The sequence below is a fragment of the Gardnerella sp. c11Ua_71 genome (genome assembly GCF_055818025.1).
Genome location: NZ_JARFVR010000005.1, coordinates 194586 through 216380 on the forward strand (window position 1 = coordinate 194586; position 21795 = coordinate 216380).

General features: G+C 47.6%; 33 protein-coding genes and 1 tRNA gene. All 34 read left to right on the forward strand.

From position 1 onward, the window contains the following. The first annotated feature begins 5 nt into the window (after positions 1–5). The 34 genes from rpsI (at position 6) to P0106_RS05830 (ending at position 21457) form a co-directional block, all read left to right on the forward strand. On the forward strand, positions 6–494 hold the full coding sequence (gene rpsI / locus P0106_RS05665) for a 30S ribosomal protein S9 (RefSeq protein ID WP_004114350.1): 489 nt from the start codon (positions 6–8) through the stop codon (positions 492–494). A 372-nt stretch (positions 495–866) separates the two neighbouring features. Then, entirely contained in the window at positions 867–3572 is a 2706-nt protein-coding gene (gene adhE / locus P0106_RS05670) for a bifunctional acetaldehyde-CoA/alcohol dehydrogenase (RefSeq protein WP_014554347.1), read from the forward strand. Between the two features lie 397 nt (positions 3573–3969). Further along, the gene (gene rpsJ / locus P0106_RS05675) at positions 3970–4278 is read left to right on the forward strand and encodes a 30S ribosomal protein S10 (protein WP_003808013.1); all 309 of its coding nucleotides are present in this window, start codon (positions 3970–3972) and stop codon (positions 4276–4278) included. A gap of 15 nt (positions 4279–4293) precedes the next feature. Continuing rightward, positions 4294–4944 carry a 50S ribosomal protein L3 gene (gene rplC, locus P0106_RS05680; protein WP_004116043.1) on the forward strand — a complete coding sequence of 217 codons (651 nt, stop codon included), beginning with the start codon at positions 4294–4296 and terminating at the stop codon, positions 4942–4944. 5 nt (positions 4945–4949) lie between these two features. Beyond that, on the forward strand, positions 4950–5615 hold the full coding sequence (gene rplD, locus P0106_RS05685; RefSeq protein ID WP_004114353.1) for a 50S ribosomal protein L4: 666 nt from the start codon (positions 4950–4952) through the stop codon (positions 5613–5615). A 5-nt stretch (positions 5616–5620) separates the two neighbouring features. Next, positions 5621–5917 (forward strand): 50S ribosomal protein L23, encoded by a 297-nt coding sequence (gene rplW, locus P0106_RS05690; RefSeq protein ID WP_473730553.1) that lies wholly within the window; start codon positions 5621–5623, stop codon positions 5915–5917. A gap of 34 nt (positions 5918–5951) precedes the next feature. Beyond that, complete coding sequence (gene rplB / locus P0106_RS05695) at positions 5952–6782, forward strand: 50S ribosomal protein L2 (protein WP_004114355.1); 831 nt, start codon at positions 5952–5954, stop codon at positions 6780–6782. Between the two features lie 15 nt (positions 6783–6797). Then, a complete protein-coding gene (gene rpsS, locus P0106_RS05700; protein WP_004114357.1) occupies positions 6798–7076 on the forward strand; it encodes a 30S ribosomal protein S19 in 279 nt (92 codons plus the stop codon). Between the two features lie 16 nt (positions 7077–7092). Then, positions 7093–7452, forward strand: a complete 360-nt coding sequence (gene rplV, locus P0106_RS05705; protein ID WP_004114358.1) for a 50S ribosomal protein L22 — start codon at positions 7093–7095, stop codon at positions 7450–7452. A 2-nt stretch (positions 7453–7454) separates the two neighbouring features. Then, positions 7455–8270, forward strand: coding sequence for a 30S ribosomal protein S3 (gene rpsC / locus P0106_RS05710; protein WP_004114360.1), 816 nt, complete (start codon positions 7455–7457; stop codon positions 8268–8270). A 4-nt stretch (positions 8271–8274) separates the two neighbouring features. Beyond that, positions 8275–8694, forward strand: coding sequence for a 50S ribosomal protein L16 (gene rplP / locus P0106_RS05715; RefSeq protein WP_004114362.1), 420 nt, complete (start codon positions 8275–8277; stop codon positions 8692–8694). Further along, positions 8694–8945, forward strand: coding sequence for a 50S ribosomal protein L29 (rpmC, locus tag P0106_RS05720; protein WP_004105502.1), 252 nt, complete (start codon positions 8694–8696; stop codon positions 8943–8945). Before rplP ends, rpmC begins: the two co-directional genes overlap by 1 nt. 2 nt (positions 8946–8947) lie before the next feature. Further along, the gene (gene rpsQ / locus P0106_RS05725; RefSeq protein WP_004114365.1) at positions 8948–9214 is read left to right on the forward strand and encodes a 30S ribosomal protein S17; all 267 of its coding nucleotides are present in this window, start codon (positions 8948–8950) and stop codon (positions 9212–9214) included. 90 nt (positions 9215–9304) lie between these two features. Beyond that, on the forward strand, positions 9305–9673 hold the full coding sequence (gene rplN / locus P0106_RS05730; protein ID WP_004114366.1) for a 50S ribosomal protein L14: 369 nt from the start codon (positions 9305–9307) through the stop codon (positions 9671–9673). 1 nt (position 9674) lies between these two features. After that, positions 9675–10010, forward strand: coding sequence for a 50S ribosomal protein L24 (gene rplX / locus P0106_RS05735; RefSeq protein ID WP_004114367.1), 336 nt, complete (start codon positions 9675–9677; stop codon positions 10008–10010). After that, positions 10007–10579, forward strand: a complete 573-nt coding sequence (gene rplE, locus P0106_RS05740; protein ID WP_004114368.1) for a 50S ribosomal protein L5 — start codon at positions 10007–10009, stop codon at positions 10577–10579. Before rplX ends, rplE begins: the two co-directional genes overlap by 4 nt. A 1-nt stretch (position 10580) precedes the next feature. Continuing rightward, positions 10581–10766, forward strand: a complete 186-nt coding sequence (locus P0106_RS05745) for a type Z 30S ribosomal protein S14 (protein ID WP_004114370.1) — start codon at positions 10581–10583, stop codon at positions 10764–10766. Between the two features lie 82 nt (positions 10767–10848). Next, positions 10849–11247 (forward strand): 30S ribosomal protein S8, encoded by a 399-nt coding sequence (gene rpsH / locus P0106_RS05750; protein WP_004114372.1) that lies wholly within the window; start codon positions 10849–10851, stop codon positions 11245–11247. Between the two features lie 16 nt (positions 11248–11263). Continuing rightward, positions 11264–11803, forward strand: coding sequence for a 50S ribosomal protein L6 (gene rplF / locus P0106_RS05755; protein ID WP_004114374.1), 540 nt, complete (start codon positions 11264–11266; stop codon positions 11801–11803). A gap of 1 nt (position 11804) precedes the next feature. Continuing rightward, a complete protein-coding gene (gene rplR / locus P0106_RS05760) occupies positions 11805–12176 on the forward strand; it encodes a 50S ribosomal protein L18 (protein ID WP_004114376.1) in 372 nt (123 codons plus the stop codon). Beyond that, positions 12173–12901 carry a 30S ribosomal protein S5 gene (rpsE, locus tag P0106_RS05765; RefSeq protein ID WP_004114377.1) on the forward strand — a complete coding sequence of 243 codons (729 nt, stop codon included), beginning with the start codon at positions 12173–12175 and terminating at the stop codon, positions 12899–12901. The genes rplR and rpsE overlap by 4 nt, the downstream gene beginning before the upstream one ends. Continuing rightward, positions 12901–13083 (forward strand): 50S ribosomal protein L30, encoded by a 183-nt coding sequence (gene rpmD / locus P0106_RS05770; RefSeq protein WP_004114379.1) that lies wholly within the window; start codon positions 12901–12903, stop codon positions 13081–13083. The genes rpsE and rpmD overlap by 1 nt, the downstream gene beginning before the upstream one ends. 2 nt (positions 13084–13085) lie before the next feature. After that, positions 13086–13541, forward strand: a complete 456-nt coding sequence (rplO, locus tag P0106_RS05775; protein WP_004114381.1) for a 50S ribosomal protein L15 — start codon at positions 13086–13088, stop codon at positions 13539–13541. Positions 13542–13743: 202 nt separating this feature from the next. Then, positions 13744–15084, forward strand: coding sequence for a preprotein translocase subunit SecY (gene secY, locus P0106_RS05780; RefSeq protein ID WP_004116039.1), 1341 nt, complete (start codon positions 13744–13746; stop codon positions 15082–15084). 63 nt (positions 15085–15147) lie between these two features. Then, on the forward strand, positions 15148–15708 hold the full coding sequence (locus P0106_RS05785; RefSeq protein WP_004114385.1) for an adenylate kinase: 561 nt from the start codon (positions 15148–15150) through the stop codon (positions 15706–15708). Between the two features lie 148 nt (positions 15709–15856). Next, entirely contained in the window at positions 15857–16075 is a 219-nt protein-coding gene (infA, locus tag P0106_RS05790; protein ID WP_004105485.1) for a translation initiation factor IF-1, read from the forward strand. Positions 16076–16096: 21 nt separating this feature from the next. After that, positions 16097–16210: a 50S ribosomal protein L36 gene (gene rpmJ, locus P0106_RS05795; RefSeq protein WP_003842636.1), complete on the forward strand. Its 114-nt coding sequence runs from the start codon at positions 16097–16099 to the stop codon at positions 16208–16210. A 132-nt stretch (positions 16211–16342) separates the two neighbouring features. Beyond that, entirely contained in the window at positions 16343–16720 is a 378-nt protein-coding gene (rpsM, locus tag P0106_RS05800) for a 30S ribosomal protein S13 (protein ID WP_004105472.1), read from the forward strand. Positions 16721–16803: 83 nt separating this feature from the next. Beyond that, positions 16804–17202 (forward strand): 30S ribosomal protein S11, encoded by a 399-nt coding sequence (gene rpsK, locus P0106_RS05805; RefSeq protein WP_004105468.1) that lies wholly within the window; start codon positions 16804–16806, stop codon positions 17200–17202. A 79-nt stretch (positions 17203–17281) separates the two neighbouring features. After that, positions 17282–18277 carry a DNA-directed RNA polymerase subunit alpha gene (locus tag P0106_RS05810; RefSeq protein WP_004114387.1) on the forward strand — a complete coding sequence of 332 codons (996 nt, stop codon included), beginning with the start codon at positions 17282–17284 and terminating at the stop codon, positions 18275–18277. 79 nt (positions 18278–18356) lie between these two features. Continuing rightward, positions 18357–18791, forward strand: a complete 435-nt coding sequence (gene rplQ, locus P0106_RS05815; protein ID WP_004114389.1) for a 50S ribosomal protein L17 — start codon at positions 18357–18359, stop codon at positions 18789–18791. A gap of 153 nt (positions 18792–18944) precedes the next feature. Next, on the forward strand, positions 18945–20261 hold the full coding sequence (locus tag P0106_RS05820) for an Mbeg1-like protein (protein ID WP_174160434.1): 1317 nt from the start codon (positions 18945–18947) through the stop codon (positions 20259–20261). A 78-nt stretch (positions 20262–20339) separates the two neighbouring features. Continuing rightward, positions 20340–21272, forward strand: a complete 933-nt coding sequence (gene truA, locus P0106_RS05825; RefSeq protein ID WP_048730660.1) for a tRNA pseudouridine(38-40) synthase TruA — start codon at positions 20340–20342, stop codon at positions 21270–21272. 99 nt (positions 21273–21371) lie between these two features. Further along, positions 21372–21457: transfer RNA gene (locus P0106_RS05830), tRNA-Ser, on the forward strand. Positions 21458–21795: the final 338 nt, after the last annotated feature.

The window sequence follows — 21795 nt, forward strand, 5'->3', positions numbered from 1 at the left end:
TGATTATGGTAGATAACAACAACTCCGCGGTTCTTGAGAATGAAGAAGAACTGACTAGCTATACAACTGAGACAAACGCTGGCGCAGGTACTGGTACTTCTGCCGTTGCTCCAGGCTATGGCACTGGTCGTCGTAAGGAAGCCGTTGCTCGCGTTCGTTTGATTCCAGGCACTGGCAAGTGGACTATTAATGGTCGCGCTCTTGAGGAATACTTCCCATCTCGCTTATTGCAGCGTGAAGTTAATTCCCCATTTGTGCTTTTGAAGCTTGAAGGTAAGTTCGACGTTGTCGTCTTGGTAGACGGTGGCGGCACCACTGGTCAGGCAGGTGCAATCCGTTTGGGTGTTGCTCGTGCTTTGAATGCTATTGACCGTGATGCAAACCGTGCTTCCTTGAAGAAGGCTGGCTTCTTGACTCGCGACGCTCGCGTTGTGGAGCGCAAGAAGGCTGGTTTGCACAAGGCACGTCGTGCACCTCAGTTCTCAAAGCGTTAAGCTGCGAAGAATTTATATTTTCAATGGCTTCTGGCTTTTGCTGGAAGCCATTTTTGTATCTAATGCGGTTGAATGTTCTAAATGTTATTAATCGTTTATAAGTAATCATTAAATCTAACATTCTAGAAAATTTAGAGGATAATCGCACATAAATAGTCACAAATAATAACAAATAACGAACATTAGAGGATAAACCTCGCTCATAAATAGCGCAACTCGCTGCAAATCCAAAATAGTACAGTAAATCAAGTAGATTGTGAACTGTATCACATTGTTAGACATTTAAGATGTGTTTATAAAGAAGATTCTTCATGTAAATGTCTGCATATGAAATGTAAATATAAAAATATATGAATGATCGAGGAGGACCAAATGGCGCAGGCGCAAGAAAAGGCGCAAGAAACAGTGCTTGATGAAAAAGAGCAAGCCGCATTAGCAGCCAAACGAGAGGTAGATGAATTAGCTAAAAAAGCAAAGGTTGCTTTAGAAGAGTTTGAAAAATTAAATCAGGAGCAAGTAGACAGAATCGTAGCAAAAGCGTCTATTGCAGCGTTAAACAAGCATTTAGTATTAGCAAAAATGGCTGTTGAAGAAACAGGCAGAGGATTAGTTGAAGATAAAGCCACAAAAAACATTTTTGCATGCGAGCATATTACCCATTATCTTGCAGGCCAGCGCACAGTAGGCATTATTCGCGAAGATGATGTTCTTGGAATCGATGAAATCGCTGAGCCAGTTGGCATAGTAGCAGGCGTGACTCCAGTCACAAACCCAACATCTACAGCCATTTTTAAATCGCTAATTGCTCTTAAAACTCGTTGCCCAATTATTTTTGGCTTCCATCCATTCGCTCAAAAATGCTCCGCAGAAGCGGCAAGAGTTGTGCGCGATGCAGCGATAGAAGCAGGCGCGCCAGAAAATTGCATTCAGTGGATTGAACATCCATCAATCGAAGCTACGGGAGCTTTAATGAAGCACCCAGATGTTGCAACAATTCTTGCAACAGGCGGTCCTGGAATGGTTAAAGCTGCTTATTCTTCGGGAAAGCCAGCACTTGGCGTTGGTGCAGGAAACGCTCCAGCATATGTTGATGCGGACGTAGATGTTGTGCGCGCTGCAAACGATTTGGTGCTTTCAAAGCATTTTGATTACGGCATGATTTGCGCAACAGAGCAGGCGATTATTGCGCATAAAGACGTGTATGAGCCATTGTTAAAGGAATTGAAGCGTCGTAAAGCATATTTCGTTAACGCTGATGAAAAAGCGAAACTTGAACAGTATATGTTTGGTTGCACTTCGTATTCAGGTCAAACTCCTAAGCTTAATTCAGTTGTTCCAGGAAAATCTCCTCAATATATTGCGCATGAAGCTGGGTTTGAGGTTCCTGATGATGCTGTGATCCTTATTGCCGAGTGCAAGGAAGTTGGCGAGATGGAGCCTCTAACAATGGAAAAGTTGGCTCCTGTTCATGCTTTGCTTCGCGCAGATAACAAGGAACAAGGCTTTGAAATGTGCGAGAAGATGCTTGTTCACGGAGCTGGTCACACTGCTGTGATTCACACTAATAATCAGCAGCTTGCTCGCGAATATGGCAGCCGCATGCACGCTTGCCGAATCATTTGGAACTCCCCAGGGTCCTTGGGTGGCGTTGGAGATATTTACAACGCAATCGCGCCTTCTCTCACTTTGGGCTGTGGTTCTTATGGTGGAAACTCTGTTTCTGGAAACGTTCAAGCAGTAAATCTTATTAATATAAAGCGCATAGCGCGAAGGAATAACAATATGCAATGGTTCAAGATTCCGGCCAAAACGTATTTTGAGCCGAATGCTGTTCGCTATTTGCGAGACATGTATGGCATTGAGCGCGCAGTTATTGTGTGCGATAAAGTTATGGAGCAGCTTGGCATTATAGACAAGGTGATTGATCAGCTTCGTGCTAGAGACAATCGCGTAACGTTTAGGATTATTGACTACGTTGAGCCAGAGCCAAGCGTTGAAACTGTTGAGCGCGGCGCGGAAATGATGCGCGAAGAGTTCCAACCAGATACGATTATTGCTGTTGGCGGCGGATCTCCTATGGATGCTGCAAAAATTATGTGGCTTCTTTACGAGCACCCAGAAATTTCCTTCGCTGATTTGCGCGAAAAGTTCTTCGATATTCGTAAGCGCGCGTTTAAGATTCCGCCTCTTGGTAAAAAGGCTTGCTTGATTTGTGTACCAACGTCTTCTGGAACAGGATCGGAAGTTACTCCGTTTGCAGTTATTACAGATCATAAGACTGGCTACAAGTACCCGATTACTGACTACGCAATTACGCCTTCGGTTGCAATCGTGGATCCAGTTTTGGCGCGCACACAGCCTCGTCGTTTGGCTTGCGATTCTGGTTTTGACGCTTTGACGCACTCTATGGAAGCTTTTGCTTCTGTTTATGCTAACGACTTTACGGACGCAATGGCATTGCATGCAGCAAAGTTGATTTGGGATAATCTTAACGATTCTGTGAATTCCAATGATTCTGAGCGCAAGATTCAAGCTCAAGAAAAAATGCATAATGCGGCTACTATGGCTGGAATGGCGTTTGGTTCGGCGTTCCTTGGTATGTGCCACGCAATGGCGCATACAATTGGAGCTTTGTGCCATGTTGCGCACGGCCACACAAATGCGATTTTGCTGCCTTATGTGATTCGCTACAATGGTCAAATTCCACAAGAGCCTACAAGCTGGCCAAAGTACAATCGCTACATCGCTCCGGAGCGATACCAGCAGATTGCAAAGAATCTTGGCATAGATCCTGGTAAAACTCCTCAAGAGGGCGTTGAGAATTTGGCGCGCGCTGTTGAAAATTATCGAGATAATCTTCTTAGTATGGATGCTTCGTTTAAGGCATGCGGTGTGGATGAAGAATACTATTGGTCTTTGTTGGATCAGATTGGCATGCGTGCTTACGAAGATCAGTGCGCTCCTGCAAATCCTCGTATTCCTCAAATCGAAGATATGAAAGATATTGCGATTGCAGCGTATTATGGTGTTTCCCAAGAAGAAGGACATCGTATGCGTTTGGAGCGCGAATCTAAGTAGAATCTAAGTAGAATCGAAATATTTTAGATCACGAATCTAAGTGATTTTCGAATGATTATTTAGATGATTATTTAGATGATTATTGAATAATTATTGTATATTTAGTTGCAAATGGCAGAGGCTGCACTAGCTGTAGTTTCTGCCATTTTTCGTTGGAAAATAGCCGACACGCCCGATTTTTGTTAATCCAAGGTTGATGGTTTAATTACTTAGTTGCCTGTTTTTAAGGCTCGCATATTGTAATTCAAAAAAGCGAGCGCAGAAACAGAAATCGCAATTTTTGTTGATTTTTGTAGGCTGCGCACTGATGTGGAATGACCTTTAGTGTCTATTCTCCCGGTGCCCTTTGATACAGGTTGGTAAACAGTAAACGAATCGCTAGAAAGGGCGGACGGCAATGGCGGGACAGAAAATCCGCATCAGGCTTAAGTCCTATGACCATGAGGTCATCGACCAATCGGCGAAGAAAATCGTCGAGACGGTGACGAACGCGGGCGCCACAGTAGTGGGTCCGGTTCCTCTGCCGACCGAGAAGAACGTGTTTGTTGTTATCCGTTCTCCTCACAAATATAAGGATTCTCGCGAGCATTTCGAGATGCGCACTCATAAGCGCCTCATTGACATCGTTGATCCAACGCCAAAGGCTGTGGATTCTTTGATGCACATTGACCTGCCTGCGGATGTAAATATCGAGATTAAGCTGTAGGAAGGGGGGTAAATAATGTCGCAAAATAAGAATCGCACTGCTTTGCTCGGCCGTAAGCTGGGCATGAGCCAGGTTTGGGATGAAAACGGCCTTTTTGTCCCCGTAACTCTGGTTGAGGTTGCTACTAACGTAGTTACTGCTGTTAAGACCGAAGAAACTGACGGTTATTGCGCCGTACAGCTCGGTTATGGCCAGATTGATCCTACCAAGGTTACCAAGCCATTGGCTGGTCACTTTGCAAAGGCTGGCGTGACTCCTCGTCGTCACCTCGCTGAGGTGCGCACTGAAAATGCAGCAGATTACAAGCCAGGTCAGGAATTGACCGCTGAAGTATTTGCTGAAGGTGCCGAAGTCGACGTAACGGGTACTACAAAGGGTAAAGGCTTTGCTGGCACAATCAAGCGTTGGGGCTTCAAGTCTTACCGTCGTACTCACGGCTCGCACAAGAATGAACGTCGTCCAGGTTCTGTGGGCGCATGTGCAACTCCAAGCCGCATTTTGAAGGGCAAGCGTATGGCTGGTCGCATGGGTCATGTGACTTCTACTGCGCTCAACCTCACAATCGTTTCTTCGGATGTTGAGAACGGTATTTTAGCTATTAAGGGTGCTATTCCAGGACCTAAAGGTGCTATCGTTCTCGTCCGTTCGGCAGTGAAGGGAGCCTGATTTAAATGGCAAACGTAACTCTGAACGTAACTGACACCAAGGGCAATGCAAACGGAACTGTTGAAGCTCCTGCTGAGATTTTCGGCATCTCCAACGAAGACGTTTTGGCTCACGGTCCATTGGTTCATCAGGTCGTTATTGCTCAGCTTGCTGCTGCTCGACAGGGTACTCACGCGGTTAAGAATCGCGCTAATGTATCTGGCGGCGGTAAGAAGCCATGGAAGCAGAAGGGCACTGGTCGTGCTCGTCAAGGCTCCATTCGTGCTCCACAGTGGGTACATGGTGGCGTTGTACATGGTCCAGTTCCTCGCAAGTACGATCAGCGTACTCCAAAGAAGATGAAGGCAGCTGCTCTTCGTTATGCTCTTTCGGATCGTGCAAATGCTGGTCGCATTGCAGTTGTGGACTTTGGTATTAAGGATGTTCCATCCACCAAAGCAGCAGTTGCAGCACTTACGCCAGTAACTAAGGATCAGTTCACCACTGTTGTTCTCTCTCGTGAAAACATCAATGAGTGGATGTCTGTTCGTAACATTCCAACGGTGCATGTGATCTTCGCTGATCAGCTCAACACCTACGATGTCATCACCGCTCAGTACGTAGTCTTCTCCAAGGAAGGTTTCGAAGCCTTCGTTGCAGCTAAGACCGAGCCTGAAGTTAAGGAGGCCTGATTTAAATGGTCGCAGTCCATAACCCAGCACATGACATCATTTTAAAGCCAGTTGTTTCTGAAAAAAGCTATACAGCTTCCGATCGTGGTCAGTACACCTTCGTGGTAGCTCCAAATGCTAACAAGGTTCAGATCAAGCAGGCTATCGAAGAAATCTTCAAAGTCAAGGTAACGAATGTTAACACCTTGAATCGCGCTGGCAAGCTTAAGCGCTCTCGCACCGGCTTCGGTCGTCGTGTGAATCAGAAGCGTGCTATTGTCACCGTGGCACAAGGCCAGACAATCGATATCTTTGGTAACTGAAGGCTAGCCGAGAAAAGTAAAGGAATACTACATTATGGCTATCCGCGTTTATAAGCCTACGACTGCAGGACGTCGTAACGCATCCGTTTCGGACTTCTCCGAGATTACGCGTTCCACTCCTGAAAAGTCGTTGGTACGCAAACTCAGCAAAACTGGCGGTCGTAACTCTTACGGTCGCATGACTTCCCGCCATCGCGGCGGCGGACACAAGCGTCAGTATCGTCTCATCGATTTTAAGCGTTGGGACAAGGATGGCGTGCCAGCAAAGGTTGCTCATATTGAGTATGACCCTAATCGTTCCGCTCGCATCGCATTGTTGCATTATGCAGATGGTGAGAAGCGCTACATTATCGCTCCTGAAGGCATTTCCCAGGGAGATGTTATTGAGACTGGCGCCCAGGCTGATATTAAGCCAGGCAACAACTTGCCTCTTAAGAACATCCCAACTGGTACCGTGGTGCACGCAATCGAGCTTCGTCCACTTGGTGGCGCAAAGATTGCACGCTCCGCAGGTGCTGCCGTTCAGCTCGTAGCTAAGGATGGCGCTTACGCTCAGTTGCGTATGCCATCTGGCGAAATTCGTAACGTGGACGCTCGTTGCCGCGCTACAATCGGCGAGGTTGGCAACTCTGACCACGCTAATATCGAGCTTGGTAAGGCAGGTCGTGCTCGTTGGCTTGGTCGCAGGCCAATCACCCGAGGCGAATCTATGAACCCTGTTGATCACCCTCATGGTGGTCGTACCCGTGGTGGTAAACCACCTGTTTCTCCATGGGGCAAGGGCGAGGTTCGTACCCGCCGTCCGAAGAAGGCTTCGAACAAGATGATTGTTCGTCGTCGTCCGAATGGTAAGAACCGCAAGTAAGGGAGTGTCGAACAGATGACTCGTAGCATCAAGAAGGGCCCTTTCGTCGACGCCCACTTACAGAAGAAAGTCGACGAACAAAACGACAAGGGCACGCATAACGTCATCAAGACGTGGTCGCGTCGTTCGATGATCACTCCTGATTTCATTGGACACACCTTTGCCGTACACGATGGCCGCAAGCATGTGCCGGTATTCGTTACCGAAGCAATGGTTGGTCATAAGCTCGGTGAATTCGCCCCAACCAAGACCTTCAAGGGTCATGTGAAGGACGACAAGAAAGCACGCCGCTAAAGGAGAGTTAGGACACATGGAAGCTAAAGCAATCGCTCGTCACGTACGTGTGACGCCGCGCAAGGCTCGCCGCATGGTCGACCTCATCCGAGGCAAGCGTGCAAGCGAAGCTATTACCATTTTGAAGTTTGCTCCTCAGGACGCATCTTTACCAGTGCGTAAGGTTCTTGAAAGCGCGATCGCTAACGCTCGCGTTAAGGCTGAAAAGGCTGGAGAACCATTCCGTGAGCAAGACTTGGTCATCAAGGAAACCTATGTGGATGAGGGTGTAACGCTTAAGCGTTTCCGCGCTCGTGCACAAGGTCGCGCTGCGCGCATTAACAAGCGCACAAGCCATATCACTGTTATCGTCTCGCTTAAGGAAGGGGATCGCTAAAGATGGGTCAGAAGATCAATCCTTTCGGCTATCGCCTGGGCATTACCGAGAATCATCGCTCTAGGTGGTTCTCTGATTCTACTAAAGCCGGCGAGCGTTACCGTGACTTCGTCCTTGAGGATGACAAGATTCGCAAGGAAATGAGCCATGACCTCGAACGTGCAGGCGTGTCCCGCATCGTTATCGAGCGTACTCGTGACCGCGTTCGTGTTGATATTCACACCGCTCGTCCAGGTATTATTATCGGTCGTCGTGGCGCAGAAGCCGAGCGTGTTCGTGCAAAGCTTGAGAAGCTCACTGGTAAGCAAGTACAGCTCAACATTTTCGAAGTGAAGAATGCTGCACTTGACGCTCAATTGGTTGCTCAGGGAATTGCGGAACAGTTAACCAATCGCGTTACATTCCGTCGCGCTATGCGTAAAGCACAGCAGGATGCAATGCGCGCAGGTGCAAAGGGTATCCGTATTAAGCTCTCTGGTCGTCTTGGTGGCGCCGAAATGAGCCGTTCTGAGTTCTATCGTGAGGGTCGCGTTCCACTGCAGACCCTGCGTGCCCTTATTGATTACGGCTTCTTTGAAGCTAAGACTACCTACGGCCGTATCGGCGTAAAGGTATGGATTTATAAGGGTGATATGACCGAGCGTGAGTTCGAAGAGCAGCAGGCCCAGCAGGGTAAGCGTGAAGGTCGCCGTGGCGATCGTCGTCCACGTCGTGGCGCACGCTCTGCCAACCAGCAGAAGGCTGCCGAAGCACAGGCTGAGAAGCCAGCTGAAGCTGCAGCTGCTGAAGCTCCTGCCGCAACGGAAACGAAGGAGTGAGCAGATGCTTATCCCAAAAAGGACTAAATATCGCAAGCAGCACCGTCCTACCCGTAGCGGCATGTCTAAGGGTGGAACCGCTATCGCTTTCGGCGATTTCGGTATTCAGGCGCTGGCTCCGGCGTACATCACTAACCGTCAGATCGAGGCAGCCCGTATCGCAATGACCCGCTATATTAAGCGTGGTGGTCGCGTGTGGATTACGGTTTTCCCTGATCGTCCATTAACCAAGCACCCGCTTGGTGCACGAATGGGTTCCGGTAAAGGCGCTCCAGAATTCTGGATTGCTAACATCCATCCAGGTCGTGTAATGTTCGAGATCGGTGGTGTTTCTGAGGACGTCGCTCGCGAGGCTTTGCGCCGCGCTATCGACAAGCTCCCAATGAAATGCCGTGTTATTGCGCGTGAAGGCGGTGACATCTGATGCCAGTCGGAACTGCAGACTACACCATCAAGAATTTAAACGAGAAGACTAATGCTGAAATCGAAGGCTTCTTAAAGAAGTCTAAGGAAGAGCTTTTTAACTTGCGCTTCCAGGCAGCAACTGGTCAACTCGAAAACAGCGCTCGCCTCAAGGCGGTCAAGCACGACATAGCCAGGATGTATACTATCCTGCGTGAGCGTGAACTCGGCATCAGCCAAGAGCCTGGCGCCACTGAGGTCAAGGAGAAGTAAGCATGGCTGAGAACCAAGAGCGCAACTTCCGCAAGGTTCGTCGCGGCTACGTCGTGTCCGAGGCCATGGACAAGACAATTGCCGTGGAGCTGGAGCAGCGTTCGACACACCCACTTTACGGTAAAGTCGTCCGCTCCACACGCAAGGTCAAGGCACATGATGAACACAATGAGGCGCATATTGGCGATCTCGTGAGTATCATGGAAACTCGGCCTTTGAGCAAGACCAAGCGTTGGCGTCTCGACTCGATTATCGAGCGCGCCAAGTAAACAAGTTCAGCAAGGCTCCGCGCTTCACCTGTGCCTGTTGTTTAGTAGGTACGGGTGAGCGGGGAGAACCAGCTCGACTAAGGAGAATCAATGATTCAGCAGGAAACGCGGCTTCATGTCGCCGACAACACGGGTGCTAAGGAATTGCTTGCCATCCGCGTGCTCGGTGGATCGAAGCGACGCTATGCCGGCATCGGCGACATCATCGTCGCCTCCGTTAAGGATGCTATTCCTGGCGGGTCGGTCAAGAAAGGCGACGTAGTTAAAGCTGTCGTCGTCCGTACTGTCAAGGAACATCGTCGTGTTGATGGTTCCTATATTAAGTTCGACGAGAACGCCGCTGTTATTCTCGGCTCTGGCCGTGAACCAAAGGGCACTCGTATCTTTGGACCAGTCGGTCGTGAATTGCGTGATAAGCGCTTCATGAAGATTGTGTCCCTCGCCCCGGAGGTGATCTGAGATGGTAGCCAAGATTAAGTCCGGCGACCAGGTAAAGGTTATCCGCGGCAAGGATCGCGGTAAGGAAGGCAAAGTACTTCGTGTACTCGCCGAAGACCGTTTGATCGTCGAGGGTGTTCAGGTTGTTAAGAAGCATGTGCGTGCTACCCAGCAGGGTCAGCAGGCAGGCATCGTCTCTGTTGAGGCTCCAATTCACCGTTCTAACGTTATGGTGATTGACCCAGAGACCAAGCAACCAACCCGCGTGGGCGTGATTGTTAAGCAAGAAGCTCGCGACGGCAAAGTAAAGACCGTGCGCGTGCGTGTAGCTAAGAAGTCCGGAAAGGAGCTGGCATGACCGATACTACAGTTGAGGCGCCGGCAACTCCGCGCTTAAAGCAGCAATACAATGATCAAATCGTTCCAGCTTTGGAAAAGGAATTTGGCCACACTAATCCTATGCAGGTGGCTCGTTTGCAGAAGGTCGTCGTCTCTATGGGCGTTGGCGCTGCAGCTCGCGATTCCAAGCTTATCGAAGGTGCGATTAAGGATCTCACTTTGATCACTGGTCAGAAGCCAAAGGTTACTAAGGCTAAGAAGTCTGTTGCGCAGTTCCATTTGCGCGAAGGTCAGGCTATTGGCGCTTACGTAACTCTTCGTGGTGATCGTATGTGGGAATTCTTGGATCGTTTGCTCACTCTGGCTTTGCCACGTATCCGCGATTTCCGTGGTATTAATGGCAACCAGTTCGACGGTCAGGGTAACTATAACTTTGGTCTTACGGAGCAGTCAATGTTCCACGAGATTGATCCTGATTCGATTGATCATCAGCGTGGTATGGACATCACCGTGGTGACCACCACCAAGGACGATGTGGAAGCGAAGTCGCTACTTAAGCACCTCGGTTTCCCATTCAAGGAGAACTGATATGGCAAAAACCGCTCTGAAAAACAAGGCGGCCGCTAAGCCGAAGTTCAAGGTGCGCGCTTATACGCGTTGCCAGGTTTGTGGTCGTCCTCACTCCGTGTATCGCAAGTTCGGTCTGTGCCGTGTATGCCTTCGTGAAAAGGCACATCGCGGTGAGTTGCCGGGTGTTACGAAGTCCAGTTGGTAAATATCGACGCTGAAGGTCCACTGCTTTAAGAATAACTAAAACAGGCGGTGGAAACCACGGCGAGAAAGGGCGTTAGCCCAACATGACAATGACAGATCCTATCGCAGACATGTTGACACGTCTGCGTAATGCGAGCGCGGCAAAGCACGATACCGTGGAAATGCCGTACTCCAAGTTCAAGGCGAATATCGCCGAGATTCTGAAGCGTGAAGGCTATATTAAAGACTTTGCTGCTAAGGAAGCCAAGGTTGGACAGACTTTGGAAGTCACATTAAAGTATGGCTCCAATGGTCAGCGTTCCATCCAGGGCATCAAGCGCATTTCTAAGCCAGGCTTGCGTCGTTACGCAAAGTCTGATTCTTTGCCTATGCCTCTTGGTGGTCTCGGTATCGCTATTATCTCGACCAGCTCGGGATTGTTGACTCAGAAGGAATGCCTCGACAGAGGCATTGGCGGCGAAATCGTCGCCTACGTATGGTGAGAAAGGAGAGCTGAAAATGGCATCGCATATTGGTAAGCTCCCCGTCGACATTCCTGCAGGCGTGGAAGTAAAGATTGAAGGTCAGTCCTTTAGTGCTAAGGGCGCTAAGGGTTCTGATTCCTATGTAATTCCAGAAGGTATTACCGCTGAAGTTGCTGATGGCAAGATCGTTTTAACCCCAGCTGATGATTTGCGTCCAACTCGTGCAAAGCACGGTTTGGCTCGTGCAATCGTAGCGTCCATGGTTAAGGGTGTGCATGAAGGCTACACCAAGACTTTGGACATTGTTGGAACTGGTTATCGTGCTGTGATGAAGGGTAAGGGCATTGAGTTCTCACTCGGATATTCTCACACTATTACCGTTCAGCCACCTGAGGGTATTGAGTTTGAATTGCCAAACGCAAATCAGGTAATCGTCAAGGGTACTGACAAGCAGGCCGTTGGTCAGGCTGCCGCTAACATTCGCAAGCTGCGTGCTCCAGAACCTTATAAGGGTAAGGGCATTAAGTACAGCGATGAGCGTATTTTGCGCAAGGCTGGAAAGGCTGGTAAGTGATATGAGCGTTAAGATTTTCGGTAAGGGTACCAAAGTCGCGCGTTTGCGTCGTCACGCCCGTCTTCGTAAGCGCATTTCTGGCACTCCAGAGCGCCCACGTTTGGTAGTTTCTCGTTCTAACCGTCACATGGTTGCTCAGATTGTGGATGACACTAAGGGTCTTACCCTTGTAAGCGCTTCCACCTTGACTTCTGACTTCGCTGGTTTTACTGGTACGAAGACTGAAGCTGCTACCAAGGTTGGCGAGTTAATCGCTGCCAAGGCGAAGGAAGCGGGTATTACCGCTGTAATCTTCGATCGTGGCGGTAATAAGTATCATGGTCGCGTCGCAGCAGTAGCTGAAGGCGCCCGTCAGGGAGGTCTAGCACTGTGAGCGATAACGAAAAGGAAACCCAAGTGGCTGAAGAAACTCAGAACACTCAGGCATCCGCCGAGGAGCGTACTGACGATCGCCGTTCCCGTCGCTCTAAGGGCGAAGGTAAGCGCGGAGAGCGTCGTAACCGTCGTGAAGAAAACCGCGGCGAAGAGCTTCTGGATCGCGTAGTTACTATTAACCGTGTTTCCAAGACTCACAAGGGTGGTCGTACCTTTAGCTTTGCAGCACTTGTTGTTGTTGGCGACGGTAAGGGCACTGTTGGTGTTGGCTACGGTAAGTCTCGCGAAGTTCCAGCAGCTATCGCTAAGGGTCAGCTTGATGCTAAGAAGCATATGTTCACTGTTCCACGTATTCGTGGTACCGTAACCCACCCTGTGTTGGGTCACGATGCTGCTGGCACAGTTTTGCTTCGTCCAGCTGCTCCAGGTACTGGTGTAATTGCTGGTGGCGCTGTGCGTGCTGTTATGGAGTGCGCTGGCATTACCGATATCCTCACCAAGTCCATGGGCTCTGCAACCGCTGTTAACGTGGTTCGCGCTACTGTGGATGCTTTGAAGAAGCTTGAAGAGCCAGAGGAGATTTGCGCTCGTCGTGGACTTTCCCTCGAGGAAGTTGCACCAGACGCATTGCTTCGTGAGCGCGCTGCAGGCATTGCCGAAGCTCGCAAGGCTCGTGAAGAAGCTCAGGCTGCTAAGGCTGCCCAAGCAAAGGATGGTGAGTGATGGCTAACTTGAAGATCACTCTGGTGCACGGTTTGGTTCATTCCACCGAGCGTCAGCGCGCGAACGTTCAAACTCTCGGTCTTCACAAGATTGGCCAGAGCGTTGTTCGCGAGGACAATCCAGTCAATCGTGGCTTGGTTATGGCCGTTCGCCACTTGCTGAGCGTTGAGGAGGTTGACTGATTATGGCTAATGAAGAACCAATGTTGCACATGCACACGTTGCGTCCAGCTCCAGGAGCTAAGAAGGATCGCATTCGCGTGGGTCGTGGTGAAGGCTCTAAGGGTAAGACTTCGGGTCGTGGCGATAAGGGTACGAAGAAGCGTTACCAAGTTCGTCCAGGCTTTGAAGGCGGCCAGCTTCCACTTTACATGCGTTTGCCTAAGCTTCGTGGCTTTAAGAGCCCATTCAAGAAAGAGTTCCAGGTTGTTAATGTTGCAGCCCTCGAAGAGCTCTTCCCAAATGGTGGCGAAGTTACTGTTGCTGATTTGGTAGTTAAGGGCGCTGTGCGTGATGGTTACCCAGTTAAGGTTTTGGGTGATGGCGATCTTAAGGTTGCTTTGACTCTTAAGGGAGTTAAAGCTTCTGCATCTGCTAAGGCCAAGATTGAAGCTGCTGGTGGCTCTGTTAGCGAAGAGTAATGTACTCAGCTGATAATGCTAATTAACGCAGTGATTTGACTGTTTAATAATCCCTCTAGTTTTGGCTGGAGGGATTATTTTTTATTGTCTAAACTCACGGAATGACTGTATCGGTATGCACCGTGATATAAACTATTGCCTCAGAGTTTGTTTTTTTACTGTTGCGCCTAGATCGTAGCGCAAAAAAGGGAGGAAGACCCAGGTGAAAACGTTAATCCAGGCCTTCAGGACGAAGGAGTTGAGGAATAAGATCCTCTTCGTCTTCGCAATGATTATCATCTACAGAATTGGTTCCTTTATTCCAATTCCTGGCGTTGATTACAAAGTTATACGTGCTTGCACAGCTAAGCTTGCCTCTTCTAGTGAAAACTTTATTGGTTTGGTGAACCTGTTCTCTGGTGGTTCGCTTTTGCAGCTGTCTATTTTTGCATTGGGCGTTATGCCTTATATTACGGCGTCTATTGTTATTCAGCTGCTTAGGGTTGTGATTCCTCGTTTTGAGGCTCTTCACAAGGAAGGTCAGTCTGGAGAAACAAAGCTTACTCAGTACACTCGTTATTTGACTATTGGCTTGGCAATTTTACAGTCCACAACCATTTTGGTTACTGCACGTTCTGGTGCACTATTTAATTATCAGTGTGGTCAGGTTATTCCAGATGGCTCTATGTGGAGCTTACTGGTTATGGTTTTGATTATGACTGGTGGCACTGGTTTGATCATGTGGATGGCAGAACTTATTACGGATAAGGGTATTGGTCAGGGCATGTCAGTGTTAATCTTCATGTCTATCTGCTCTGGCTTCCTTCCAAAGCTGTGGGAAATTGGTTGGGGAACCAATGGTACTAATGGCGATTGGACCAAGTTCTCTATTGTCGGTGGCGTTCTGCTTGTAATTCTTATTTTTGTTGATTTCGTGGAGCTTGCTCAGCGTAGAATTCCTGTACAGTATACGCGCCGAATGATTGGTCGTAAGATGTATGGCGGTTCTTCTACATACTTACCTCTTAAGGTCAATATGAGTGGTGTTATCCCACCAATTTTTGCATCCTCGATTCTTGCTATTCCAACTCTTCTTGCTCAGTTCGGTGATAGTCGTAAGGATTGGGTGCGTTGGATTAATGCCAATTTAGCAAACTCTACTTCTGTGTGGTACATAGCCTTGTACACAGTTATGATTGTGTTCTTCTGCTTCTTCTACACTGAGATTACTTTTAATCCAGATGAAACTGCAGATAACATGAAGGAATACGGCGGTTTTATTCCAGGTATTCGTGCTGGTAGTGCTACAAGTCGCTATCTTAGCTATGTCATGAATAGATTAAACACTGTTGGTGCTGTCTATTTGCTATTCGTAGCGTTGATTCCAACAGTTTTGATTATGTCTTTGCACCTTAATATGAAGCTTCCATTTGGTGGTACTACGATTCTTATTATCGCAGGTGTTGGTTTGGATACTTTGCGTCAAGCCAAGGCTCAGACCGAGCAGTTCCAATATGCTGGATTCTTGTTTGATCATAACGATAGTAAGCAAGTTGCTAAATAGTATTACTAGATAGGTTTTGTTGTTAAGATTTGCGATGGAGCATAAAGAAACAAGGAGATTAATATGCGATTGCTAATTATGGGACCACAGGGCGTTGGTAAGGGCACTCAGGCTGCTTTGCTTGCAGAGCATTATGGGATTCCTGCTATTTCTACTGGCGATATTTTCCGTTACAACTTGAAGAATCAAACGGAGCTTGGTAAGAAGGTTCAGGGTTATCTTGATAAGGGTGAGCTTGTTCCAGATGAATTGACAAATAGCATTGTTAAGGATCGTCTTGCTCAGGATGATGCTAAGAATGGCTGGATTCTTGATGGATATCCACGTAATGCGTCTCAGGTTAAGGCTTTGGATCTTATGCTTGAGGAGCTTGGTACTCCTTTGGATCACGTTGTTGCTCTTGAAGCGGAGCGTGAGGTTTTGCTTGAGCGTATGAAGAAGCGCGCAATTGAGCAGGGTCGTTCAGATGATACTCCTGAGGTAATTGCTACTCGTTTGGAAACTTACGAGAAGGAAACTGCTCCTCTTCTTGATATTTATGAAAGCCGTGGTCAGCTTGTTGAGGTTGATGGTGTTGGCGATATTGCTGAAATCAACAATCGCATAGTTGAGTCTTTGGTATGAGATTTATTTAAAATTTAGATTTTCTCGTATTTATAATGCGCCTTTTGCGACACGCCGAGTGTTGTATTGGGCGCATTTACTGTATCATAGAAGATTGGCGTGTCTTCGGATACGTAAAGTAGTACGTCCAAGGAACGGAACGAGGCTCATGGCAAAAGACGGTGTGATTGAAGTCGAAGGCACGGTAGTTGAAGCACTGCCAAACGCGATGTTTCGCGTTCAGCTTGAGAACGAGCACATTGTACTGGCTACGATTTCTGGAAAGATGCGTAAGAATTATATTCGTATTCTTCCTCAAGATCGTGTTGTGCTGGAGATGAGCCCTTATGATTTGAACCGTGGTCGTATTACGTACCGCTATAAGTAAAGGTACAAGCAAAGGAAAACCATGAAGGTCAGCCCTAGCGTGAAGAGGATCTGCGAAAATTGCCGCGTGATCCGCCGTCACGGTCGCGTCATGGTGATTTGCATCAACCCACGTCATAAGCAGCGTCAGGGCTGAGTGGATCCCCACCGCGAAGATAAAGGATAAGGCGCTAAGTCGCAGCTAAAGCTGAACCCTGGGTGCGCAGGCCCAGGCCGCAGGATTGCGGGAGACTTGGTGCACGACCTGCGTAATAGTAAAGGAATTACAATGGCACGTCTTGCCGGAGTAGATATTCCCAATGAGAAGCGCATTGAGATTGCCCTCACCTACATTTTTGGTGTAGGCCGTACTCGCGCTAAGGAAACGCTTGCCGCGACCGGTGTTAATCCGGATACTCGCGTCAAGGATCTTACGGATGAACAGTTAATCACTTTGCGTGATTATCTTGAAGCTAATTATAAGATTGAAGGCGATTTGCGTCGTGAAATCGATGCAGACATTCGTCGTAAGATTCAGATCAACTGCTATCAAGGCCAGCGTCATCGCAAGGGTCTTCCTGTGCGTGGTCAGCGTACTAAGACTAATGCTCGTACTCGTAAGGGTCCGAAGCGTACTGTCGCCGGGAAGAAGAAGGCCACCAGATAGTAGTCGGTGGTCGGCTCTAGGCCACGAGTTAATTCTCATCGCCTAGACATACCAACTAATTCGTCATTAGGAAACGAGGGTCAATGGCAGCTGCAAAGCAAGCCTCGCGCAAGCCGCGTCGCCGGGACCGCAAGTCGGTACCGGTTGGGCAGGCGCATATTAAATCAACATTCAATAACACGATTATTTCCATCACCGATCCATCGGGCGCAGTCCTTTCTTGGGCTTCCGGTGGCGATGTCGGCTTTAAGGGTTCCCGCAAGTCGACTCCTTACGCTGCAGGTATGGCTGCTGAGTCTGCTGCTCGTAAGGCAATGGAACATGGCCTGAAGAAGGTCGACGTGTTTGTTAAGGGTCCAGGTTCTGGTCGTGAAACCGCTATCCGTTCCCTTCAGTCCGCGGGTCTTGAAGTCGGTTCTATTACCGACGTCACCCCACAAGCGCATAACGGCGTTCGCCCACCAAAGCGTCGCCGCGTCTGAGCACTCTTACGAATCCATCCATCCAACCCGCTTATGGGCGGCGAGTGCACCACCGACCAGAAGCTGAAAGGATACAAAAGTGCTTATCGCACAGCGTCCAACACTTACCGAGGAATCACTGAATCCCCAGCGTTCTCGCTTTACAATTGAGCCGTTGGAACCAGGTTTCGGATACACGCTCGGCAATTCGCTGCGTCGTACCCTATTGAGCTCCATTCCAGGTGCTGCCGTAACTTCGGTACGCATTTCTGGTGCTCTCCATGAGTTCACGACTCTGCCAGGTGTTGAAGAGGATGTCACTGAAATCCTGCTGAACATTAAGGGTATCGTACTTACAAGTGAGTATGACGAGCCAGTAGTGATGTATCTTCGCAAGAGCGGCAAGGGTGAAGCAACAGCTGGAGATATTACTCCTCCTGCTGGCGTCACTATTGCCAATCCAGAGATGCATATCGCTACACTTGCTGAAGATGGTGAGCTTGAAATTGAGTTCACCGTGGAGCGCGGTCGTGGCTATGTACCTGCTCAGATGAACAAGCAGGAAAACAGCGAAATCGGTCGCATTCCAGTGGATTCGATCTACTCACCAGTTTTGAAGGTGAGCTATAAGGTCGAAGCTACCCGCGTGGAACAGCGCACGGACTTCGATAAGCTCATCCTGGATGTGGAAACTAAGCCAGCTATTACACCACGAGATGCAGTTGCATCTGCTGGTTCGACTTTGGTTGAGCTTTTCGGTCTTTGCCGTGAGCTTAACGTCGATGCAGAAGGTGTTGAAGTTGGTCCAGCTCCAGTCATGGGAGAAGTTGATTCTCAGATGGCTACTCCGATTGAGGATTTGAATCTTACGCAGCGCAGCTACAACTGCTTGAAGCGTGAGGGAATCCACACTGTTGGTGAGCTGGTAGTACACACTGAGCAGGATTTGCTCGATATTCGTAATTTCGGCATGAAATCCATCGATGAGGTTAAAGAGAAATTGCAGTCTATGGGATTGTCTCTTAAGGCCTCGCCGCTTGGCTTTGACGCCAATAATCTCGAAGGTGGCACGTTCTTCTCGCCAGAAGACGAGTAAACAGTCCACCGCCAATCGTCGTGGTTTTTGGATGTTCGGGTTTTTGCCCACCTGAATTCTGCGACAATAAGGAGTAATAATGCCTACACCGAAACAAGGGCCTCGTCTGGCTTCTAGCCCAGCGCATGAGCGCCTGATGCTGGCCAACATGGCTACTAGCCTCTTCCAGCACGGTCGTATTGTGACTACTTTGCCAAAGGCAAAGCGTCTTCGTCCACTTGCTGAGCGTTTGATAACATTCGCTAAGCGTGGCGACTTGCATTCGCGCCGCCGTGTGTTGCGCGTGATCCGCAATAAGTCCGTTGTTCACATGCTTTTCACTCAAATTGCTGAGCAGATGAAGCAGCGTGAAGGTGGCTATACCCGCATCGTTAAGATGGCTCCTCGTCGTGGTGATACTGCTCCACAAGCTATTATTGAGCTTGTTGTTGAGCCAGTAAGCCCAAAGAAGGCTGTCGTTAAGGAAGCTGAGTCTGCTGCTAAAGTTGCTGCTAAAGAAGAAGCAGCCGAGTAGCTTAGATTAGCATCTTGATGCATCGGTAAGTAAATCTTTCGACGAGTAGTCGTCGTGTTTTAGATTTATTGAACGGGTTGGAGTTTTATCTCCAGCCCGTTTTTCTATATCTGATATATCTTTTCTATATCTGGTATCAATTATTATTGAAATATGACAAATATTCTCGATTTAGTGAATAACGATTTTACTAACTTTAAAGATAGAAAATTCAACGCCGTAGATTCGCTTATTTTATGCGAGTTGGCGTATGTTTGCATGCCTGAATCGATTCCAAAGTATAATGACGATTCTAACGCACTAGCAACCGTTCCTTTAAGCGAATTGCTTCGCGGTGAGGATTTTTCTTCAATGTTTAGCTCTGGTTCAGCTAAAGTTGATGATTTTCGTAAGAGTCTTCTTCTCGCTGTTGCAGCTAGTCCGCGATATAGGGGAATGCGAGTCGGCGAGGTTCTTGAGCGTTTTGATGAGTCGAAGGTTGATGATTCGTGTGAACAGCAGTTTGCTGCAGTTACTTTTGATTTGACTGATTGTATTGGCTATAGATGTTTTGTTGTTGCTTTCAGGGGGACTGATAACACTCTTGTTGGGTGGAAGGAAGATTTTAATATGGCTTTTCGCTGCCCAGTTCCAGCTCAAGAGTCTGCTGCAGAATATTTGCTCTCTATATCTAGGCGCGCGTGTAAAGATTCTTGCAAAAGTGGCGGTATTCGTGGGATTTGTAGCAGTGTTGCCGATTATTTCGCGAATTTGTTTAATAAGAAGAGTGATTTTAAGAATATCGATCTGGATAAGGTCGATCTAGAAAATAGCGATAATAAGAATAGCAATCTAGAAAATAGCAATGATTGCGATTTAAGTGATAATCCTAAAATATTTGTTGTGGGTCATTCAAAAGGCGGGAATATGGCTGCATATGCGGCAATGCGTTTGGATGCAGAAAATCAACAACTTGGTGATCTTGTCAGTAAAATTTATTCTATGGACGGTCCTAGTTTTGGCTCGGATGTTGTTGATCCAAAGGTTTTTTCTCGCGTTGTTTCCAGGATTGAAAAAGTCGTTCCACAATCTGCTTTTATTGGATTGATTATGGATACTGGCGTACCGTATAAGGTTACGCTTGCTGATTCTATTGGATTGATGCAACATTTTGGCATGTATTGGCAGGTTAAAGATGGAGATTTTGACTATTGTGATCATGTAACTCCGCGTGCACTTGCTGTTTCTAAAGCTGCTAATGATTGGATGTTGAATTTGCCTTTCGAAGAAAGAAAACGCAGAATCGATAGTGTTTACAACGCTTTAACTAGCTTAGGATATCCGACTTTTGACGAGATTTCTGCGCATTGGTCTGAGCTTTTGCCGAAAATATTGAGCATAGCAACGCATATGGATTCAAAGACTTATGAGTTAATTCGTAATATTATGAGTGCGTTTACTGGTGTTGGTGGAGCAGAACATAAGAATTGAAAAGATTATTGTTGCAGTCTGGCGACTAGGGCAACTAATATTCGGTTTTTATAATAATTGTTTTGGAAGGTTTTTTTGATGCGTCTTCGTTTGGATTTAGCTTATGATGGCGGTGATTTTTACGGTTGGGCTAGGCAGCCGAATTTAAGAACAGTGCAAGGCACTTTGGAAGACGCTTTATATAAAGTTTTGCGTGTGCATGATGGCGATTCCTGTTTTCCGCTTCGACTAACAGTTGCTGGGCGCACGGATACTGGCGTTCATGCTTCTTATCAGGTTTGTCATTTAGATGTAGAAGATGATATTTTACAAAATTGTGTTGGTCACACAAATTTGACGCCTGTAAAAGCTTTAGAATATAGGCTTCGTGGGGTTTTGCCTAAAGATATTTCGATTCACAGTGTAAGAATTGCACCAAGCGGTTTTGATGCTCGTTTTTCTGCGCTTGATCGCACATACGTGTATAGGATTAGTGATGCGGCAAATCGCGAGAATTTGGATCCGCGTATGCGTGGTTTTGTGTTGCAAATTGATTACGATTTAGACGTCAATTCTATGAATCAGGCAGCACAGATGATTGTTGGTTTGCATGATTTTGGGTCTTTTGCTCGTCCAAATCCTGGTGGAACTACGATTCGCTGTGTTAAAAAAGCGGTTTGGAATCGCGTTTGTTTGGATGGTTGCGCGTCTGTTGGTTCGGATATTGTTTCTAGATCAACTGGCAATATTCCGCCTATTGAGCATGGTTTGATTGAGTTTACTATTGTTGCTGATGCGTTTGCACATAATATGGTTCGTTCTCTTGTTCAAGCTTGTGTACAAGTTGGTTGCGGTAAGCGTTCCGTTGACTGGTTTAAGGATAAGATTGAAAATCCGATTCGAGAAGGATCTACTGGTCCTATTGCGGCTAATGGTTTGACTTTGGAATATGTTGAATATCCTCCGAAAGATCAACTTGAAGTTAGGGCTAATGCGATTCGCGCTCGTCGAACTCTTGAAGAACTTGATTGATTGTTTGCAAAATTCTCAACACAAATTTGTGTATATTCTAGGGTTGGTTTACAATTGAAAAGTTGCGTTTCTTTCTGCGTTTTGCAGTTTGCGCAAAATGGATGAATGTCCGAGCGGTCTAAGGAGCACGCCTCGAAAGCGTGTGAGGGTTACACCCTCCGCGAGTTCAAATCTCGCTTCATCCGCAAGCAGGGTTTCTAGCGATTGGCTAGAAGCCCTTTTTGTTTGCGTTTGTGTATTTTTGCATGCGTTTGTTTCTTTTATCCCGCGTTTGTTTCCAAAATCGCCAAATACGTAAACAATCTCGGGAAAATGTTCTTGCTTTCGTTTCTTTTTGCCCGCATTTGTTGTCATATTTGCTAAAAAAGGGAACAAACGCGGGATAGTAGGTGTTGTGTTGGTGTGGTGTCGGCGTGTTGCGTGTGTGGGTTGTGTGGAATGTTGATTTTTCAATGGTTTTATAGTGTTAGTGTTCTTGTTCGAGTAGTTTCCTGAGAAAAGTCTGGGAAAATTCTTTAAAAAG

What these genes read in the sequence shown, in the direction of transcription:
- rpsI (WP_004114350.1), top strand. Translation starts at nt 6, where the DNA reads ATGGTAGATAACAACAACTCCGCGGTTCTTGAGAATGAAGAAGAACTG.
- adhE (WP_014554347.1), top strand. Translation starts at nt 867, where the DNA reads ATGGCGCAGGCGCAAGAAAAGGCGCAAGAAACAGTGCTTGATGAAAAA.
- rpsJ (WP_003808013.1), top strand. Translation starts at nt 3,970, where the DNA reads ATGGCGGGACAGAAAATCCGCATCAGGCTTAAGTCCTATGACCATGAG.
- rplC (WP_004116043.1), top strand. Translation starts at nt 4,294, where the DNA reads ATGTCGCAAAATAAGAATCGCACTGCTTTGCTCGGCCGTAAGCTGGGC.
- rplD (WP_004114353.1), top strand. Translation starts at nt 4,950, where the DNA reads ATGGCAAACGTAACTCTGAACGTAACTGACACCAAGGGCAATGCAAAC.
- rplW (WP_473730553.1), top strand. Translation starts at nt 5,621, where the DNA reads ATGGTCGCAGTCCATAACCCAGCACATGACATCATTTTAAAGCCAGTT.
- rplB (WP_004114355.1), top strand. Translation starts at nt 5,952, where the DNA reads ATGGCTATCCGCGTTTATAAGCCTACGACTGCAGGACGTCGTAACGCA.
- rpsS (WP_004114357.1), top strand. Translation starts at nt 6,798, where the DNA reads ATGACTCGTAGCATCAAGAAGGGCCCTTTCGTCGACGCCCACTTACAG.
- rplV (WP_004114358.1), top strand. Translation starts at nt 7,093, where the DNA reads ATGGAAGCTAAAGCAATCGCTCGTCACGTACGTGTGACGCCGCGCAAG.
- rpsC (WP_004114360.1), top strand. Translation starts at nt 7,455, where the DNA reads ATGGGTCAGAAGATCAATCCTTTCGGCTATCGCCTGGGCATTACCGAG.
- rplP (WP_004114362.1), top strand. Translation starts at nt 8,275, where the DNA reads ATGCTTATCCCAAAAAGGACTAAATATCGCAAGCAGCACCGTCCTACC.
- rpmC (WP_004105502.1), top strand. Translation starts at nt 8,694, where the DNA reads ATGCCAGTCGGAACTGCAGACTACACCATCAAGAATTTAAACGAGAAG.
- rpsQ (WP_004114365.1), top strand. Translation starts at nt 8,948, where the DNA reads ATGGCTGAGAACCAAGAGCGCAACTTCCGCAAGGTTCGTCGCGGCTAC.
- rplN (WP_004114366.1), top strand. Translation starts at nt 9,305, where the DNA reads ATGATTCAGCAGGAAACGCGGCTTCATGTCGCCGACAACACGGGTGCT.
- rplX (WP_004114367.1), top strand. Translation starts at nt 9,675, where the DNA reads ATGGTAGCCAAGATTAAGTCCGGCGACCAGGTAAAGGTTATCCGCGGC.
- rplE (WP_004114368.1), top strand. Translation starts at nt 10,007, where the DNA reads ATGACCGATACTACAGTTGAGGCGCCGGCAACTCCGCGCTTAAAGCAG.
- P0106_RS05745 (WP_004114370.1), top strand. Translation starts at nt 10,581, where the DNA reads ATGGCAAAAACCGCTCTGAAAAACAAGGCGGCCGCTAAGCCGAAGTTC.
- rpsH (WP_004114372.1), top strand. Translation starts at nt 10,849, where the DNA reads ATGACAATGACAGATCCTATCGCAGACATGTTGACACGTCTGCGTAAT.
- rplF (WP_004114374.1), top strand. Translation starts at nt 11,264, where the DNA reads ATGGCATCGCATATTGGTAAGCTCCCCGTCGACATTCCTGCAGGCGTG.
- rplR (WP_004114376.1), top strand. Translation starts at nt 11,805, where the DNA reads ATGAGCGTTAAGATTTTCGGTAAGGGTACCAAAGTCGCGCGTTTGCGT.
- rpmD (WP_004114379.1), top strand. Translation starts at nt 12,901, where the DNA reads ATGGCTAACTTGAAGATCACTCTGGTGCACGGTTTGGTTCATTCCACC.
- rplO (WP_004114381.1), top strand. Translation starts at nt 13,086, where the DNA reads ATGGCTAATGAAGAACCAATGTTGCACATGCACACGTTGCGTCCAGCT.
- P0106_RS05785 (WP_004114385.1), top strand. Translation starts at nt 15,148, where the DNA reads ATGCGATTGCTAATTATGGGACCACAGGGCGTTGGTAAGGGCACTCAG.
- infA (WP_004105485.1), top strand. Translation starts at nt 15,857, where the DNA reads ATGGCAAAAGACGGTGTGATTGAAGTCGAAGGCACGGTAGTTGAAGCA.
- rpmJ (WP_003842636.1), top strand. Translation starts at nt 16,097, where the DNA reads ATGAAGGTCAGCCCTAGCGTGAAGAGGATCTGCGAAAATTGCCGCGTG.
- rpsM (WP_004105472.1), top strand. Translation starts at nt 16,343, where the DNA reads ATGGCACGTCTTGCCGGAGTAGATATTCCCAATGAGAAGCGCATTGAG.
- rpsK (WP_004105468.1), top strand. Translation starts at nt 16,804, where the DNA reads ATGGCAGCTGCAAAGCAAGCCTCGCGCAAGCCGCGTCGCCGGGACCGC.
- rplQ (WP_004114389.1), top strand. Translation starts at nt 18,357, where the DNA reads ATGCCTACACCGAAACAAGGGCCTCGTCTGGCTTCTAGCCCAGCGCAT.
- P0106_RS05820 (WP_174160434.1), top strand. Translation starts at nt 18,945, where the DNA reads ATGACAAATATTCTCGATTTAGTGAATAACGATTTTACTAACTTTAAA.
- truA (WP_048730660.1), top strand. Translation starts at nt 20,340, where the DNA reads ATGCGTCTTCGTTTGGATTTAGCTTATGATGGCGGTGATTTTTACGGT.